Raw genomic sequence first — 14,673 nt, forward strand, 5'->3', positions numbered from 1 at the left:
ACTGACGGGCGGGCATGCGGCACTGCGGTTTCCGCTCTGTCGTTAAAGGGCTCGCAGCGACGAAGGTGGTCCCCGATAACGCGTAGTTGCCCGCTTCAGCGTGCCACTGCCGGCATTGAACGCATGTGGTCGGTATTGACGTCGCACGGGCCTTCGAGGGGCAGCATTCGAACGGTACGATGTACTAATAGGAGTACGAAGTAACGTCGCTGCAAATTACGCGGAGTCTCGATGTGCTCACGAACGCGATCGAAGTCGCGGTCGCCCGGGCCGCGAAAACACGTAAAAGGATACCTATGAGAACCCATGCACTGTTACTTAGCGTGTTTATGTTGTCTGCCTGTGGTATGGATTCCCCCGAGGATGTGAAACCTCTCACGACAAATTATACTAATGCGGTACATGCCGACAAGGCAGTAGATACTGACTGGCAGCTTATTTTTTCTGAAGACTTCAAAGATAACAAATATGACGGGGGGTTCAATCCCAACAAATGGTCGTATTGCAAACGCAACACCAAAAAGCCCGGCTCGGACTGGGACACAACTATCACCAACACTCCTGCCTACGCCTCCCAAACTGGTGGGCGCCTCGTACTCCGGTTGGACGATGCAGTGATCGCCGACGATCCCATTGCTTACCACTCCGGATGCGTTACAACTGCCGATAAACTCGAATTTACTTACGGCAAAGTGGAAGTAAGAGCGAAATTCAATCAGGGCGATGGTTCCTGGCCGGCCATCTGGATGCTGCCGGAAGATGGCGATTGGCCAGATGACGGTGAGATCGACATCATGGAACACTTAAAATTCAACCCCGTGGTATACGGGAATGCCATCATGTCCCCGACAGAAAAAGATAAAGAAAATGGAGATGAAAGCTACACCAGCAGCGGAAACGGACTCTATGATGTCGACGATTTTAATACCTATGGATTGGAATGGAGTCCCACCGAACTAAAATTCTATGTTAACGGTTCGTTGTACCATACCTATTCTAAGCCAGCCAATGCTACTCGGCGCGAATGGCCATTCGACAAGCCTTTCTATATCATCCTCAACCAGTCGGGCGGGAGTGAGGGTGATGGATATGCGGAGAAGATCAATAATTCCCACTTGCCTTTCCAGATGGAAGTGGATTCTGTAAAGGTATATCAGCGACCCGAATTCGAGTCTGGCGCCACTTACAAAATCCTCTCTGCGCTGGACAATACCAGCGTACTCGGCGTGAATGGCGCCGGCAACGACACCTCAGTCGTCCTCCGGCCCGACAACACACCATCCGTCCTCGACCAGCAATGGAGGCTGACGAGCACCGGCGACGGATATTACCTGCTCCAGCCGATGCACGCCTTATCCAAATCATTCAATGTCACCGGAATTGGTAACGAGTCCAAGGTCCAGATTCAAGATGACAATGGTGGTAAGGCACAGCGCTGGCAAATTAAAAATATTGGCAACGGCTACTACGTGCTCGCACCCGCCAGCGATCCATCCAAACGACTGGAGGTTGCCGGAGGAAGTACGGTGGACGGTACAAGCATTCAGATTAACGACCACACGGCGGGCAACGCTCAAAAATTCAGGATTGTTAAACAATAAATTACGCTGCACCCGAAATTCTGAATTTTCTTAAAAAGATATGGCACTCGTGAAGGATCAGACTTTCGGATCCTTTCGACGGGGCTGGCTACAATATTGCTTATTTTTCTCTGGCCCGGGATGGCTTAATAGCGCCATTCCATGTATCCCGGCAGTGAACGAGTTTGGCTACTCGGTCGGTACAATTGCCTGAATGACATATTTGAATTCCTTAAATACTTCCAAACTCATCCCGTTTCGTATTGCTCAACGGAGGAACGCCAGCACGAGTTAAACGGTGTAGAGAGCTTGCGGGAGATTCTGGGCGAACCGGAAGGCAAGGCGCGGTATCGACGAACTCACTGGAGAATTTGACGTGAAATCTTTCACGAAGGCGACGGCCGTACGGCGGTGCACGGGGATCTTTTTGCTCGGCATTTCAGCGGCTGTCCTGACTGCGTGTGGTGGCGGAGACGACGCAGCGGTAGGCAGCCCCGCAGCCAAGGGGAGCATCGGCGGCGCAGCGACGGGGGACAGCGGCGTCGGGGCCGGCGAGCCAAAAGCCGATCCGACTGCGAGCCTGCCGCTATTTCCGAACTTCGCATCAGCGCTTGGTTTCTTTGATGTGACCCGGGCCAATCAGCCCCGGCCGATGCGGAATGATCTGGCGGGCGCACTGCCTGGCATGGTGCAGTTCGTCCAGAGCCACTCGATCAATCCCCAAGGCAATACCGAGAATAACCTGCCGACGCTGGTCACTTCTCGCAACGCGTTGCTGCTGTTCACGCCGCAGCGCAGCCCCGCGGGCAGGGTCCGTGTCGAGGTGCAAGTGGACGGCGTAACGCAGCACACCGTCGTGATGGCTGCCCCGAATCAACTGCCCGCGACCGATGTTACCGGCACCGATGGCCGTCCTGACGTTGCGTATACGAAGCGTGCCTGGAGCACCGTTTGCCCTGGACTGTCGTGAAGCCCGGCATGACGCTTGTGTTTCGCGACGAATCCGGGCAGTCCGGTACGTTGGTCGCAAGCCAGATCGAGATGGCCGCTCCGGCAAAGATGTATATCTGGGGTATCCGTCTCGGCATGCTTACTTCGCCACCGGTCGACAACGATGGCCAACCCATGCTCACCAAGCCTGCGCTTGCGGCAACAGACTACTTCCAGATACTCCCGGTATCCCAGTTGACCGTGGCAAGTTATGAGGATGTGAAGCTGGACAAGGTCATGCTCGCGGATGGCACCATTCTGACCGGCGCCAGCAAGTCCAACGGTGACTATCATGGCGGCGACATGCGCGAACAGGTGGGCAAGTCGCAGTTCAGCATTGGCATCAATCTAGCCAATTACGGCGTCAGCAGTTCGATCAACGGCGATCAGGGTATTGGCGAAACCACGCCGCAGATTGTCTATCACCACTTCGCAGGCAACTACGCCAACGGTGTTCAAGTGCATGGCGGTTCCGGCGGCGGCGCCATGGCCACGCTCAGCACGAGCTACGGAAATGAATTCAGCCATGAGTTGGGTCACCACTACGGGATGGGCCACTTTCCCGGTCAGGTCGGCAATGACGGCTTCTGGGCAAACCACCATGCCGACAGCGGATGGGGCTACATCGACCACCGCAAGCGGATGCGAAGCAACCTGATGTGGTCGGCCAAAGAACGGGATCCCGGTTCCGGCACCGTGAATCCGCAATCCTTCGCCCACCAGTACATCTATCAGAAAGACCCCATGTCCGGCGCCTGGCTGGAGCCGGATTCGATGCTCTCCAGGTACACGTACTACACCGGTTACACCGCAACGCGCATTCAAAAGTTCATGGACAAGGCCTGGTTCGACCAGGGCTCGGCCACGGGCTACAGCCGGTGGGATGCCGCGCGCCAGAAAGTGGTACCCGCGACCCCAGGGGACGACAGGGCGCCGCCAACCCGCTTCGGCGTACCGGTCTTCACGCTCTTGGGTGCTTACGACCGAAGCAACAACACTGCTGTGATGTACCCGCCCGCCAGAGCCAACTACGGCATGGTGTTCGATAAGCTGCCCGCACCCGATGCCGCGGCAAGTGCAGCATGCTGGATTGACGTGCGCGTTGCCAACGGGAGCAAATCCATCAATCTGCATGCCGACCGGATCAGGAAGGACAACGCCAACAAGTTCCACGTCAACATCGCCGAGGCAGATCAGCCACAGAGCGCCTCGCTGTCGTGCCGCAAGGGCGATCGGATCACACGGCTGGCCGAAGTCGTGTTTCCCCAAAATCTGCCGGCCATGGAGGCCGCGGTGGTGGTGGGCGAGTCGGCCGGCTATGACGCACTGGCTGCGCGGGAGATGCCGCAAATCGAAGCCGCGTTGAAAGCCATCGGCAACGACAAGCCCCCGTTCCCCGACAGCAATCTTCGACTCTTGTTGGACAGCTGGCGTGACCGGCTCCAACAGTTGAGTGGCCCCGCTGCAGAAACCTGGAAACGGATTGAGCGTACACGTATCAGCGCCGACGCACTGAATGATTGGATGACAAACAACGCCGCAGGCCTGGACGCCAAGGCACCGGAAACAGTCAAAGCCTGGCGCGCTCGGCTCGTCAACTCGGGTCTGGTTTCCGGTACGGGAGGATATGCCGATGCCTTCAGCCAGGTTGTGATGGGCCGGTCAGAGGGTTGCATGGCGGTGTCGAGCGGCGATCCACTCACCGCGAAAGCAGTGGTGACCCCTTGTGTGCGCAAGCCGGAGCAACTTTGGGTGCAGGACGCGCGCGGGGCGCTGCGCAGCGCTGCCGGATTACTGCATACGGATCGTTGACGACTGGAATGCCGGGCTCGCCAAGTGCAACCGAGATTCCGCAGCGCAGATCTTCACGGTCAAGGACGGCAGGATCGTTCCGATCACCCGGCCCTGGATTGGCTTGAAGAAAGGAGTAGGACCAGACGATGGCAGCCGGCTTGGCCAGCTTGGGGCCTACAACACGAGCTGGGGCGTCCCGCAGTGGCATGGCCTGAAGCAGGATCCCAATATGCTTCTGGCGCTTCTAAGCGATGAAAACGCTCGGCGCCTGTTGCAACTCGATCCCGTGAAGTAGTTCTTGCCGGAGCGAGATAACGATCATGGACAGACAAAATTTTCTTGCGTTTTCAGTTTCCCGTGAAGTAGTCCTTACCAAAGTGAGATAACGATCATGGACAGACGAAATTTTCTTGCGTTCTCAGTGGTGACCCCGCTGGTCGTCGCCTGCGGCGGTGGAGATGACAATCCGCTGGGCACCGGAATATCCGCCGGACAAAATCGAGCGAACGCAATGACGGCTGCCGGCACGAATCCCTCGTTCGAGTCCGGCCGCAAGCGCGTGCTGTCCTGGAACAGTGCGGGCAATTGGATGATGGATGGCGCCAGCTTCCAGTTTTTTGGCGCGGAGATCCACCCTTCGCGGGTTCCGTCTCAGTATTGGGATCACCGCATCAAAATGATCAAGGCGCTCGGATGCAATACGATTTCCCTCTACGTGATGTGGAATTTCCACGAGCTGTCGGACGGGACGTTCGATTTCTCGTCGCCCGATAAGGATATCGGCCACTTCATCGACCTTTGCGCAGCCAACAATATGTGGGTGTTGTTGCGCCCCGGACCGTACGTTAACGCGGAGTGGGATTTCGGCGGACTGCCGCCTCGCATGTTGGCCGATCCGCAGTTCCGCGATTCGGGTGACCTGCAGGGTGACCTGCAGATTCGCGGCAATTTCCCGGCCTACATGGCGGCCGTGCAGAAATGGAACGCGGCCCTTTACGCCAACGTCATCGAAGGACGGACCCTGGCCTCGGGTGGTCCGATTATGCTGGTCGCGATGGAAGACGAATATTCAGACTTCTGGGATCCGGTGGACCCCAACCACCCGACTGCCCTGGCCTCGCAGTGGACCAGTCTTGGCTACGCGGAAAAATTTTGCGTGTGCGAAGGCACGGCGAACGGCTTCAAGGATCAAAACATCCGGCTACCGGCCAATACCGCATATGGGATCAGTTTGCAAGGGAAATACGAGTCGAGCCACGTCGAGGCCACGAAGAATTACGGCGTGGCAAGTTTCGGCGCGGAAATCTATCCAGGCTGGCTATGTAATTGGGGCGACCCTGCCCAGGATATCCGCGACGACAATTTTGCGAGTAGTGTGGTCGGGGCCCTGACAAAAGCCGGTCGTTCAATTGTCATTTACGTCGGGCACGGCGGCACCAGCTTCGGTTTCACGGCGGGTTGCGATGGCGAAGCCGCGAAGGAATGTCAGCCGTTGATGACGTCTTATGACTATGGTGCGCCGGTAGCGGAAAACGGCCTGCCGAACAAGAATTTTCAGCCGATCCAGGCCGCTTATGCTGCAAATACGTCATTCGGCGTTTCAGCCGGCCCGGTCCCCGCACCACCTATCGACAGCATTGCCGACGGTGAGGTTGCATCGATTTCGAGCAACCAGTTCGCTTTCAGCGATTTTCTGTCCAATGTCCCTCCGACGATCGAGAATAGTCAACCACAGACGATCGAATGGATCGCGCTGACGCTCAACAAGGGACAACCCGCCAACGCAGGCATTTATCCCGCCGGCGTCGCGGTTTACCAGACGACACTCCCGTCGGGAGGCAACTTTTCCGTGGAGTTCAGCCGGCCGCCTGATTTCGCGCTGGCCTTCATCAACGGCACCCGCGTGACGAGCAACGTGCTGACGACCGTCAAGAAAGAGGCAGAGAACAAGGAAAGCAAGCTACCATCCTCCTCCGTGACTACGTTCGATATCGACAACGCGCAGCCAGGCGCCATGTTGCAGATCGTCTGCATGCCATTCGGCCGAGCCAATGTCAATAGCAGCGCAATGAAGAAGGACGGGCGCGGCCTTTCCGGAAACGTAACGTTGAGCGGCGGTGCCTTGACGGACTGGAAGATGGCGCTTTCCCCGTTGTCCGCGGCACAACTTGCCGCGCTGCCATTCGACGCGAGCGCGCCCACGAGCGCGCGTCCCTTCTTTGCGAAAGCGACCTTCGCTATCGAAACGCAGAAGGACATGTATATCGACATGTCGTCATGGGGGACCGGCTATGTTTTCGTGAACGGACGCAACCTCGGTCGCTATTGGCCATCGGTAGGCCCCCAGACTCGCCTGTATTGCCCTGGCGTGTGGTTGAACAGTGGCAGCAATACGATTGTCGTTTTCGAATTCACGCAGGCAAGCGCCGGTTCGCTGAGTTTCTTCGGTTCGAGCAATCTGCCTTACAACATCAAGTCGGATTAATGGGAGAGGTGATGGATTCACGAATCTCGGCCATACCTCCTTCACGGGCGGGAAATCGACGACCGTGTCGTTGATGCGGTTGAACGTGTTGGTGAAGATCAGCAGCGCGATCGCGAGCGAGATTTCAGCGAGTTGCGCGTCCGTGTAGCCGGCTTCGCGGATCGACGCGCATTCGTTGTCGGTGATCGTGCCGCTGGTCCGTTCCGTTGCAGGTTCAACATGAAGCGGATCAGCGCGTCGCGCTTCGCGTCGCCGCTGTTCGGCTGGCCCGAGCGGATCGCGCGCAGCGCGCCGACCGACGCCGTCGCCACCTGGTCAACGAGATTTCTTCTGTGAAACCGACGAGCTCGCGCAGCCTGCCGATCAATGAATGGCCCTTGGCATCAGGCCTTGCCGCGTCTCAAGCTCCGGCCAGTATCTCGTGTCGGCTTTTCCGCTGCTATTCGCAGCACTTGATAAAACGATCGAAGACGGCGGGGCGGTTCAGGACTCTGGCGGATTCGTTCTCCAGTTCCTCGGTCTCGTTGTCGTCACTAATCGTGACGAACAGCGCGATCTTCTCGCGCTCGGCACTGCGTTGGCGCGACTTTCCTAGTGGGTCGATCGTCTCGACCGCCATGCCCTCGCTGTCGTAGCGTATATGGGTCTTCGTGCCGTCCGCTCGTGTGAAAAGATTCAGCGCGATATCCGGCGAGTAGTCGGCCGGGCACCCTGACGAGGCGTCGTTCGGGCGAAAACGCTTGCGGAAAACCGCTTGTGCGAACGTCACTTGCGCTGGCCAACCCGAAGCCCGGTAAAGATTGCTCGACATATCATTACAAAATATTACATACGCTGCGGCGCATGGATCCCTACAATCCTCGCAACTGACGGGCGTGCATGCCGCACTGCGGTTTCCGCTCTGTCGTCAAAGGGCTTGCAGCGACGAAGGCGGTGACCGATAACACGCAGTTGCCCGCATTCGGCGCGTCACTGCCGGCATCGAGCGCGTGTGGATCGGTGTTGACATCGCATGGGCCTTCGAGGGGAAAGCATCCGGACGGTACGATGTACTGATAGGAATACGAAATGACGCCGCTGCAAGTCATCCGGAGTCTCGATCTGCTCACGAACGCGATCGAAGTCGCGGTCGCCGGGGCCGACTGGAGCGAGGCCGTGCGGGCCGCCGAAACACGTTCAAGGTTCGTGATTGCGCTTGCGCCCGATCAACCGGACGAGGTTCGCGCGGCGATCGGGAGAATGCAGGAGACCGATATCCGGATCTTGACCATCGCGCGGGAAACGTTGGCGGCACTCATCGCCGAGGGCTGGATTGCGTTGCACGAAGCCCGGCTGGCGACGCAGGCGTTGGCGGCGAAGCCGCTGTCGCCAGGGGCGGATGCCACGGCATCCCGATTCCCTTCATTTCCCGCATGAGCTTCACTACCCGGGCGATGCACATGCTCAATACGCGAACAGATCTTTGGAATTGCCTGTCGCGGGTTTAACGTTTCGGTGGCGGTATGCGATTTCGAAAACGCATCAGTTATGTCGATGCAACACGGTGGTTCGTTGACGGCGACCATGATCGAGTGGAGAACCGTCAAGGCATGTGGGCGGTCGCCACGCCGGAAGGTTGGCGTTCGGTGAAGTCTGGCGACTGGATATTGCTCGATGAGCGGGGCAACTGCTGGCCGATGGACGACAGGCTTTTCGCGAGTTTCTACGAACCGGTTGCGGAGTGAGCGCGGCTGAAACACACGCGCCGCGAGCGGATACGGCACGCCCGCGATAGCGGGTGCGCCATCATGCCTACGGGCTCGCGCGAGAAAACAGCAACGAATCGGCGTCGTTGAACCGAATACGCACCGGCTCGCCATACCCGGCTTTCTCCGCCACGCGGATTGACGCGACGTTGGTCGGCGCGATCAAACACACGCTGCGCTCGAACCGTTGCTGCGCATCGAGCCACGCAAGCGCGGCCGCGAGCGCCTCGGTCGCGTAGCCCTTGCCGTGCGCCCATGTCGCGAGCGCCCAGCCGGCTTCCGGCACGCCGCGAATCGGCGGCTCGATGATTCGGTGGAAATCCGCGAAGCCGAGATCGCCGACATAACGGCCGGACGCTTTCTCGCGAATCGCCCAGTAGCCATAGCCGAGCAGCGGCCACAGCCCGCGATACGCGAGCATGCGCATCCACGAGTCGCGCGGCGCGGACGGCTCGCCGTTGAAGATGTGCGCGACGACGTCCGGCTCGGCCCACATCGCGGCAAGGGCGCCGAAGTCGCCGAGCGGATGGCCTTCGAGGACGAGGCGCGGCGTGTCGAGAACGGGCGGGGAAGAGACGGGCGGCATCGTGATTTCCGGAAAGGGGGAGAAGACAGGGCCAGCTAGACCGTCAGCACGTCGATGCCGCGTTGCCGAAGGTCGTCGACCCAAACCGGATCGGCGCCCGTATCGATGATCGGCATGTCGAGCTGCCCGGCGCTCGCGATCACGGACAGGTCAGGCTTCGTCAGTTTAGACGAATCGGCCACCGCGATCACCTGGCCGGCACGGTCGAGCGATGGAATGATATCAAAGCCCCTCGCCGGAGTGGGCGCGCGCAACGCCGATGGTTCGCGCGGCATGCTCGCCAGCCAATCGGGCCGTACAACATCGACGCCGGCACGAATTCGCAACTGCTCGCGATCGTCGGCATTCGACACCGGTTCTCAGCCCTCTGCCGGCCTGCGCGACGGCGAGCGTGCGGATTTCCCGCACGTTCGCCCGCGCAAGCGGCAGCCCCGGCATCACGCGGCCGACGCTTCCCGATGAAACGGATAGTCCGTGTACCCGTGCGCACCGCCGCCGTAGAACGTCGTGCGGTCGTAGCGCGTCAGCGGCGCGCCGGTCCGGAGCCGTTCCGGCAGATCGGGGTTCGAGACGAACATGCGGCCGAACGCGACGAGGTCCGCGTGACCGTCCGCGAGGATCTGTTCCGCGTTGTCGCGCGTGAAGCCGCCGGCCGCGACGATCGTGCCGTGGAACACCTGGCGCAGGTCCTTCGCCGACACGTCGTGTTCGCTCGCGTCCGCGTTTTCCTCATTGCCGCGAATCCGCGGCTCGATCACGTGCAGATACGCGAGGCCGTAGTCGTTCAGGCGCCGCGCGACATAACCGAACGTCGCGTGCGGATCGCTGTCGGATACCGTGCCGTACGAGCCGCTCGGCGACAGCCGCACCGCGACGCGGCCGGCGCCCCAGACGGACACCGTCGCGTCGACGACTTCGAACAGGAAGCGCGCGCGATTCTCGATCGGGCCGCCATATGCATCGGTGCGGTCGTTCGCGCCGTCGAGCAGGAACTGGTCGAGCAGATAGCCGTTCGCGGCATGCAGTTCGACCCCGTCGAAACCGGCCGCTTTCGCGCGTTGCGCGCCGGCGCGAAACTGCTCGACGATGCCCGGGATCTCGTGCAGCGCGAGCGGACGAGGCTCGACGAGCTCGGCTTCGGCGATGGCGCCGTGCGCGTCGCGGATCGCCGCGTGCTCGAGCGAGCGCCGCGCGGACGGCGCAATGGGCGTCACGCCGCCCGTGTTGGCCGGATGCGCCTGACGGCCCGCATGCCAGAGCTGCAGGAAGATGCGCGCGCCTTTCGCATGCACGGCGTCGACCACACGCTTCCAGCCGGCGACCTGGGCATCGGTGTAGATTCCCGGCGCGTCCACGTACGCAATCGCGAGCGGCGAGATCGCGGTGGCGTCCGTGATCAGCAGGCCGCCATCGGTCGCGCGCTGCGTGTAGTACTCGATCATCAGGTCGCCAGGCACGTTGCCCGGTTCGGTGCGCATCCGGGTCACCGGCGCATGCACGACACGGTGGTTGAGCGTGACGGGACCGAGCTTCAGCGGGTTGAACAGCTTGTTCATCATGTTCTCCTTCGAACGGGTGTTGGACGGCTTGATGTTCGTCCCGAACGCCGCGCGCCAGAAGACCGGCCGCGGCGATAAAACCCATTCCGCGGCGGAATGGCCGGCGCAGCCGCTGCCCGCAACGCGGCCGCGCGCGACGACGTCGGCTTCCCGCGCGATAATCGGAATTTCACGCGGCGCCCGTCGTGCGCGCCGCATTTCCGCTCCGCCTCCACCACTCGACATGACGCTCGAATCCGACTGGCTCAGCCGCTTCATCGCGCTCGTCACGATCACGGGGAAGCTCGAAATCCGTTGCGCGTTCGGCGCGCCGTGGGCGGTCACGTATGAGCGCTCGCCCGCGCGCGAGATCCCGTATCACGTCGTGCTGCGCGGCCGCGCGATCCTCGAGAATCCCGACGACGGCACGGTGCGCGAACTCGGCGGCGGCGATCTCGTGCTGTTGCCGCACGGCTCCCCGCACGTGCTGCACGACGGCAGCGGGCTGCCGCCGGTGGCGGCGACCAAGCGGCCCGGCGGTCATGTTTTCATCGGCGAGAACGCGGGTACCGGCGAGCGGCTGGACATGCTGTGCGGGCGCTTCGTGGTTGCGCCGCCGCACGACCGGCTGATCCGGCGCCACCTGCCGCCGGATCTCGTCTTGCGCGCGGCGACGGACAGCCGGGCGCCCGATGCGCTGGCCGCCACCGCGCGGCTGACCGCCCTCGTGGAACTGATGCGCGCGGAATCGCTCGAGCAGCAACTCGGCGGCCTCGCGATCCTGAATGCGCTGTCGGCGGCGCTGTTCGCGCTCGCGCTGCGCGCGATCAGCGAATCGGGGCAGGCGCCGACCGGCCTGCTGGCGCTGGCCGGCCATCCGCGTCTCGCGCCCGCGATCGTCGCGATGCTCGACGATCCGGCGCGGCCGTGGACGCTGCGCGAGCTGGCCGCGCTGTGCAGCATGTCGCGCGCGACCTTCATGCGCCACTTCCAGTCGAAGCTCGGGCACTCGGCCGCCGAGTTGCTGACGGACATCCGGATGAGCGTCGCCGCGAATGCGCTGCGCCAGCCGTCGGCCAGCGCCGAGGCCGTGTCGGCCGACGTCGGCTACCAGTCGGTGGCCGCGTTTCGGCGCGTGTTCACGCGCTGGGCGGGGATGACGCCCGGCGAGTGGCGGCGCCAGTCGCTCGGCGACCGGCGCGATGCAGCGGCACCGGACGACGGCGCCGCCGGCGACGCGGAGTAGGCCCGCAGCGGGCGGCGCGCGCTCCGGTTGCGGTCGTCACACCTGGGCCAGCCCGCCGTCGACGAACAGCTCGATGCCGGCCACGTAGCTGCTGTCGTCCGACGCGAGGAACAGCGCGGCGGCGGCCAGCTCCTCGGGCCGCCCGACCCGGCCGAGCGGCGTCGCGGCCGCGAACCTGTCGCGCAGCGCGGCGGCTTCCTCGGGCGTCGTCACCTGGCTTTCGATGATCGGCGTATCGATTGCCCCCGGGCTGATCGCATTGACGCGAATCCCGCGCCCCTTCAGCTCGACGGTCCAGGTTCGCGCGAGCGAGCGGACGGCCGCTTTCGCGGCGCTGTACGTGTCGTGCGCGGGCAGGCCCATCACGCCCGCGACCGAGCTCGTAAGAATGACGCTGCTGCCGTCGCGCAACAGCGGCAGCGCCTTCTGCACCGTGAAGATCAGCCCGCGCACGTTGACGTCGAAGGTCTTGTCGTAATGCTCGGGCGTGATTTGCTCGAGCGTGCGGTGCTCGATCGCGCCCGAGTTCGCGAACAGCACGTCGATCTGCCCGCGCGTGTCGCGGACGAGCGAATACAGGCGGTCGAGGTCGTCCGGTTGCGTGACGTCCACGCGAACGGCCGTCACGTTGCGGCCGATGTCGGCCGCCGCGCGGTCGAGCTCGGCCTGGCGCCGGCCGACGATGAACACGTGTGCGCCTTCGGCGACGAAGCGCCGCGCGGTGGCGAGGCCGATGCCGCTGTTGCCGCCGGTGATGACGGCGGTCCTGTCGAGCAGTCTGTCCATGATGAAGTCCTCGAAGAGAAGCGGATTGAAGGTGGCACGGCCGCCGCGTTTGCCGCCGCGGCGCGTGACGCCTTCAATGTGCGTGCAGGCGGCGCGATGCAGAAGCCGGCTCGTGGCGATAGGTGCTATTCCGGCGCGGCATGCGGGCGGAGCGCGAGCGTCGTACTACAATTTGCGCGGATGGCATGCCGACTGCCGGAAGAGTCATGCAGGACGGCGATGCCGCACGGAACCAGGACACGGAGAAGCAGCGCATGGATCGACTCGCGGCAATGGAGACCTACGTCAGCGTCGTGGAAGCGGGTTCGTTCTCGGCGGCCGCGAAGCGGATGAACCTCGGCCAGCCGGCGATCTCGAAGTCGATCGCGCAGCTCGAGGAGCGGCTCGGCGTGCGTCTGCTGCTGCGCTCGACGCGCGGGCTGACGACGACCGACGCCGGGCAGCGTTTCTACGAACACGCGAAGCTGGCGATCCGCGAGGCCGATCAGGCCGAGCATGTCGTGCGCGATGCGTCCGCGAGCCTGTCGGGCAAGCTGCGCGTGAGCGCCGCCGTGAGCTTCACGTGCCTGCATGTGCTGCCGCTGCTCGACACGTTCCTGAGCCGTCATCCCGATCTGGAGATCGACCTCGCACTCGACGACCGCAACATCGATCTGCTGGAAGAGGGTACCGACGTCGCGCTGCGGATGGGCGAGCTGATCGACTCGTCGATGATCGCGCGCCGCATTGCGCGCAGCCCGCGGCTCGTCGTCGGCACGCCTGCATATTTCGCGCGGGCGGGCATTCCGAAATCGCCGGCCGATCTCGCCCGTCACCAGGCGATCGTGTATTCGCGGCGGGGCGGCGGCGAATCCTGGTCGTTCAGCCGCAACGGTGCCGAAGTCGCGGTGGCGGTGTCCGGGCGCCTGCGCGTGAGCGCGGCCGAAGGGATGCGGGCCGCCGTGATCGCTGGTATGGGGCTGGCGGTCGCGTCGCGCTGGATGTTCTCGCCCGAGCTCGCGTCCGGCGCGGTGCAGGCGGTGCTGACCGACTGGGAACTGCCGCCGATCGACCTGTGGGCCGTGTTTCCGGCCGGCCGGCTCGTGACGGCCCGCGCCCGCGCGTTCGTCGAATTCGTCGAACAGGCGCTGGCGGAAGGCGAACCCGCGCCGGCGCGATGAAGGCGGCCGGGCGGGGCCGCCGGTTACCCCGCGCCGCGGCCGCCGCTCAGAACGGTGCCTTGCCGATCGACGCGCCGCCGTCGACGTAGAGCGTCTGCCCTGTCATGAAGCCGGCGTCGTCCGACAGCAGGAATGCGATCGTCGCCGCGATTTCGTCGGGCTTGCCGAAGCGCCCCATCGGCACGGCGGCGAGATAGCGCCGCTCGCCTTCGCTGCCCGGCGCATTGTTCGCGCGGAACAGTTCCGTTTCGGTCGGCCCGGGCGCCACCGCGTTGACCGTGACGCCCGTGCCCGCGAGTTCCAGTGCCCACGATCGCGAAAAGCTCACGAGCGCGGCTTTCGCCGCCGCATACGCGGTGCGCTGCACGATGCCGAGCACGGTCAGGCTGGAAAGGTTGACGACGCGCCCCCAGCCGCGCTCGCGCATGCCGGGCAGCAGTGCCTGCACGGTCTGGATGGCCGGATGCAGGTTCAGCGCGAGTACGTCGTCGAGATCGCCGAGCGTCACGTCGCCGACGGACTGCGGGCGCACGAGGCCGACATTGTTCACGACGCCGTCGATCGCGTGCCGCTGCACGAGTGTTTGCAGCACGGCGGCGGTCGCCCGGCTGTCGGCGAGATCGACGCGAACGAGTTCGCCCGGGAAATCCGCGTCGTCGCGCGCGAGGCCGATGACGCGATGCCCGGTGCGCACGAGCCGTTCGGCAAGCGCGCGTCCGATTCCCTTGGTGGCGCCGGTGACGAGAAAAGTGCGTGCAGTCAT

General features: G+C 62.9%; 14 protein-coding genes and 1 pseudogene. 8 read left to right on the forward strand and 7 right to left on the reverse strand.

Translation table 11 applies throughout. The features are described from left to right. The first annotated feature begins 296 nt into the window (after window positions 1-296). The 4 genes from JYG32_RS34515 (at window position 297) to JYG32_RS34530 (ending at window position 6,849) form a co-directional block, all read left to right on the forward strand. Window positions 297-1,601, forward strand: coding sequence for an RICIN domain-containing protein (locus JYG32_RS34515; protein ID WP_213268092.1), 1,305 nt, complete (start codon window positions 297-299; stop codon window positions 1,599-1,601). Window positions 1,602-1,956: 355 nt separating this feature from the next. After that, a complete protein-coding gene (locus JYG32_RS34520; RefSeq protein WP_213268093.1) occupies window positions 1,957-2,550 on the forward strand; it encodes a hypothetical protein in 594 nt (197 codons plus the stop codon). An 8-nt stretch (window positions 2,551-2,558) separates the two neighbouring features. After that, window positions 2,559-4,382: a M66 family metalloprotease gene (locus JYG32_RS34525; protein WP_213268094.1), complete on the forward strand. Its 1,824-nt coding sequence runs from the start codon at window positions 2,559-2,561 to the stop codon at window positions 4,380-4,382. A 373-nt stretch (window positions 4,383-4,755) separates the two neighbouring features. Continuing rightward, window positions 4,756-6,849 (forward strand): glycoside hydrolase family 35 protein, encoded by a 2,094-nt coding sequence (locus tag JYG32_RS34530; RefSeq protein WP_213268095.1) that lies wholly within the window; start codon window positions 4,756-4,758, stop codon window positions 6,847-6,849. A 39-nt stretch (window positions 6,850-6,888) separates the two neighbouring features. On the opposite strand, the pseudogene JYG32_RS39795 reads toward JYG32_RS34530, so the two are convergent. Together JYG32_RS39795 and JYG32_RS34535 are read right to left on the reverse strand one after the other, a co-directional pair. Further along, window positions 6,889-7,148, reverse strand: a pseudogene (locus tag JYG32_RS39795) (carboxymuconolactone decarboxylase family protein); the annotation flags it as partial. A 140-nt stretch (window positions 7,149-7,288) separates the two neighbouring features. Continuing rightward, entirely contained in the window at window positions 7,289-7,618 is a 330-nt protein-coding gene (locus tag JYG32_RS34535) for a hypothetical protein (protein WP_213268096.1), read from the reverse strand. 299 nt (window positions 7,619-7,917) lie between these two features. Here JYG32_RS34535 and JYG32_RS34540 point away from each other — a divergent pair, with 299 nt between their 5' ends. Together JYG32_RS34540 and JYG32_RS34545 are read left to right on the forward strand one after the other, a co-directional pair. Then, a complete protein-coding gene (locus tag JYG32_RS34540) occupies window positions 7,918-8,265 on the forward strand; it encodes a hypothetical protein (RefSeq protein WP_249744962.1) in 348 nt (115 codons plus the stop codon). An 86-nt stretch (window positions 8,266-8,351) separates the two neighbouring features. After that, window positions 8,352-8,573 carry a hypothetical protein gene (locus JYG32_RS34545; RefSeq protein WP_213268097.1) on the forward strand — a complete coding sequence of 74 codons (222 nt, stop codon included), beginning with the start codon at window positions 8,352-8,354 and terminating at the stop codon, window positions 8,571-8,573. 67 nt (window positions 8,574-8,640) lie between these two features. Here JYG32_RS34545 and JYG32_RS34550 read toward each other — a convergent pair whose 3' ends face one another. From JYG32_RS34550 to JYG32_RS34560, 3 genes are all read right to left on the reverse strand, one after another. Further along, window positions 8,641-9,180, reverse strand: a complete 540-nt coding sequence (locus JYG32_RS34550) for a GNAT family N-acetyltransferase (protein WP_213268098.1) — start codon at window positions 9,178-9,180, stop codon at window positions 8,641-8,643. A 35-nt stretch (window positions 9,181-9,215) separates the two neighbouring features. Beyond that, complete coding sequence (locus tag JYG32_RS39290) at window positions 9,216-9,533, reverse strand: hypothetical protein (RefSeq protein ID WP_249744963.1); 318 nt, start codon at window positions 9,531-9,533, stop codon at window positions 9,216-9,218. 84 nt (window positions 9,534-9,617) lie between these two features. Then, the gene (locus JYG32_RS34560) at window positions 9,618-10,736 is read right to left on the reverse strand and encodes an alkene reductase (RefSeq protein WP_213268099.1); all 1,119 of its coding nucleotides are present in this window, start codon (window positions 10,734-10,736) and stop codon (window positions 9,618-9,620) included. Window positions 10,737-10,962: 226 nt separating this feature from the next. On the opposite strand from JYG32_RS34560, the gene JYG32_RS34565 reads away from it, so the two are divergent. Further along, window positions 10,963-11,964 (forward strand): cupin domain-containing protein, encoded by a 1,002-nt coding sequence (locus JYG32_RS34565; protein ID WP_213268100.1) that lies wholly within the window; start codon window positions 10,963-10,965, stop codon window positions 11,962-11,964. A 36-nt stretch (window positions 11,965-12,000) separates the two neighbouring features. Here the strand turns inward: JYG32_RS34565 and JYG32_RS34570 are convergent, their stop codons facing one another. Further along, window positions 12,001-12,750, reverse strand: a complete 750-nt coding sequence (locus JYG32_RS34570) for an SDR family NAD(P)-dependent oxidoreductase (protein ID WP_213268101.1) — start codon at window positions 12,748-12,750, stop codon at window positions 12,001-12,003. A 254-nt stretch (window positions 12,751-13,004) separates the two neighbouring features. Between JYG32_RS34570 and JYG32_RS34575 the strand changes: the two genes are divergently transcribed. Next, complete coding sequence (locus tag JYG32_RS34575) at window positions 13,005-13,910, forward strand: LysR family transcriptional regulator (RefSeq protein ID WP_213268102.1); 906 nt, start codon at window positions 13,005-13,007, stop codon at window positions 13,908-13,910. Between the two features lie 46 nt (window positions 13,911-13,956). On the opposite strand, the gene JYG32_RS34580 is transcribed toward JYG32_RS34575, so the two are convergent. Further along, window positions 13,957-14,673 carry an SDR family oxidoreductase gene (locus tag JYG32_RS34580; RefSeq protein ID WP_213268103.1) on the reverse strand — a complete coding sequence of 239 codons (717 nt, stop codon included), beginning with the start codon at window positions 14,671-14,673 and terminating at the stop codon, window positions 13,957-13,959.

It is taken from the genome of Burkholderia pyrrocinia (assembly GCF_018417535.1).
In the GTDB taxonomy this organism is placed as follows: Bacteria; Pseudomonadota; Gammaproteobacteria; order Burkholderiales; family Burkholderiaceae; genus Burkholderia; species Burkholderia pyrrocinia_E.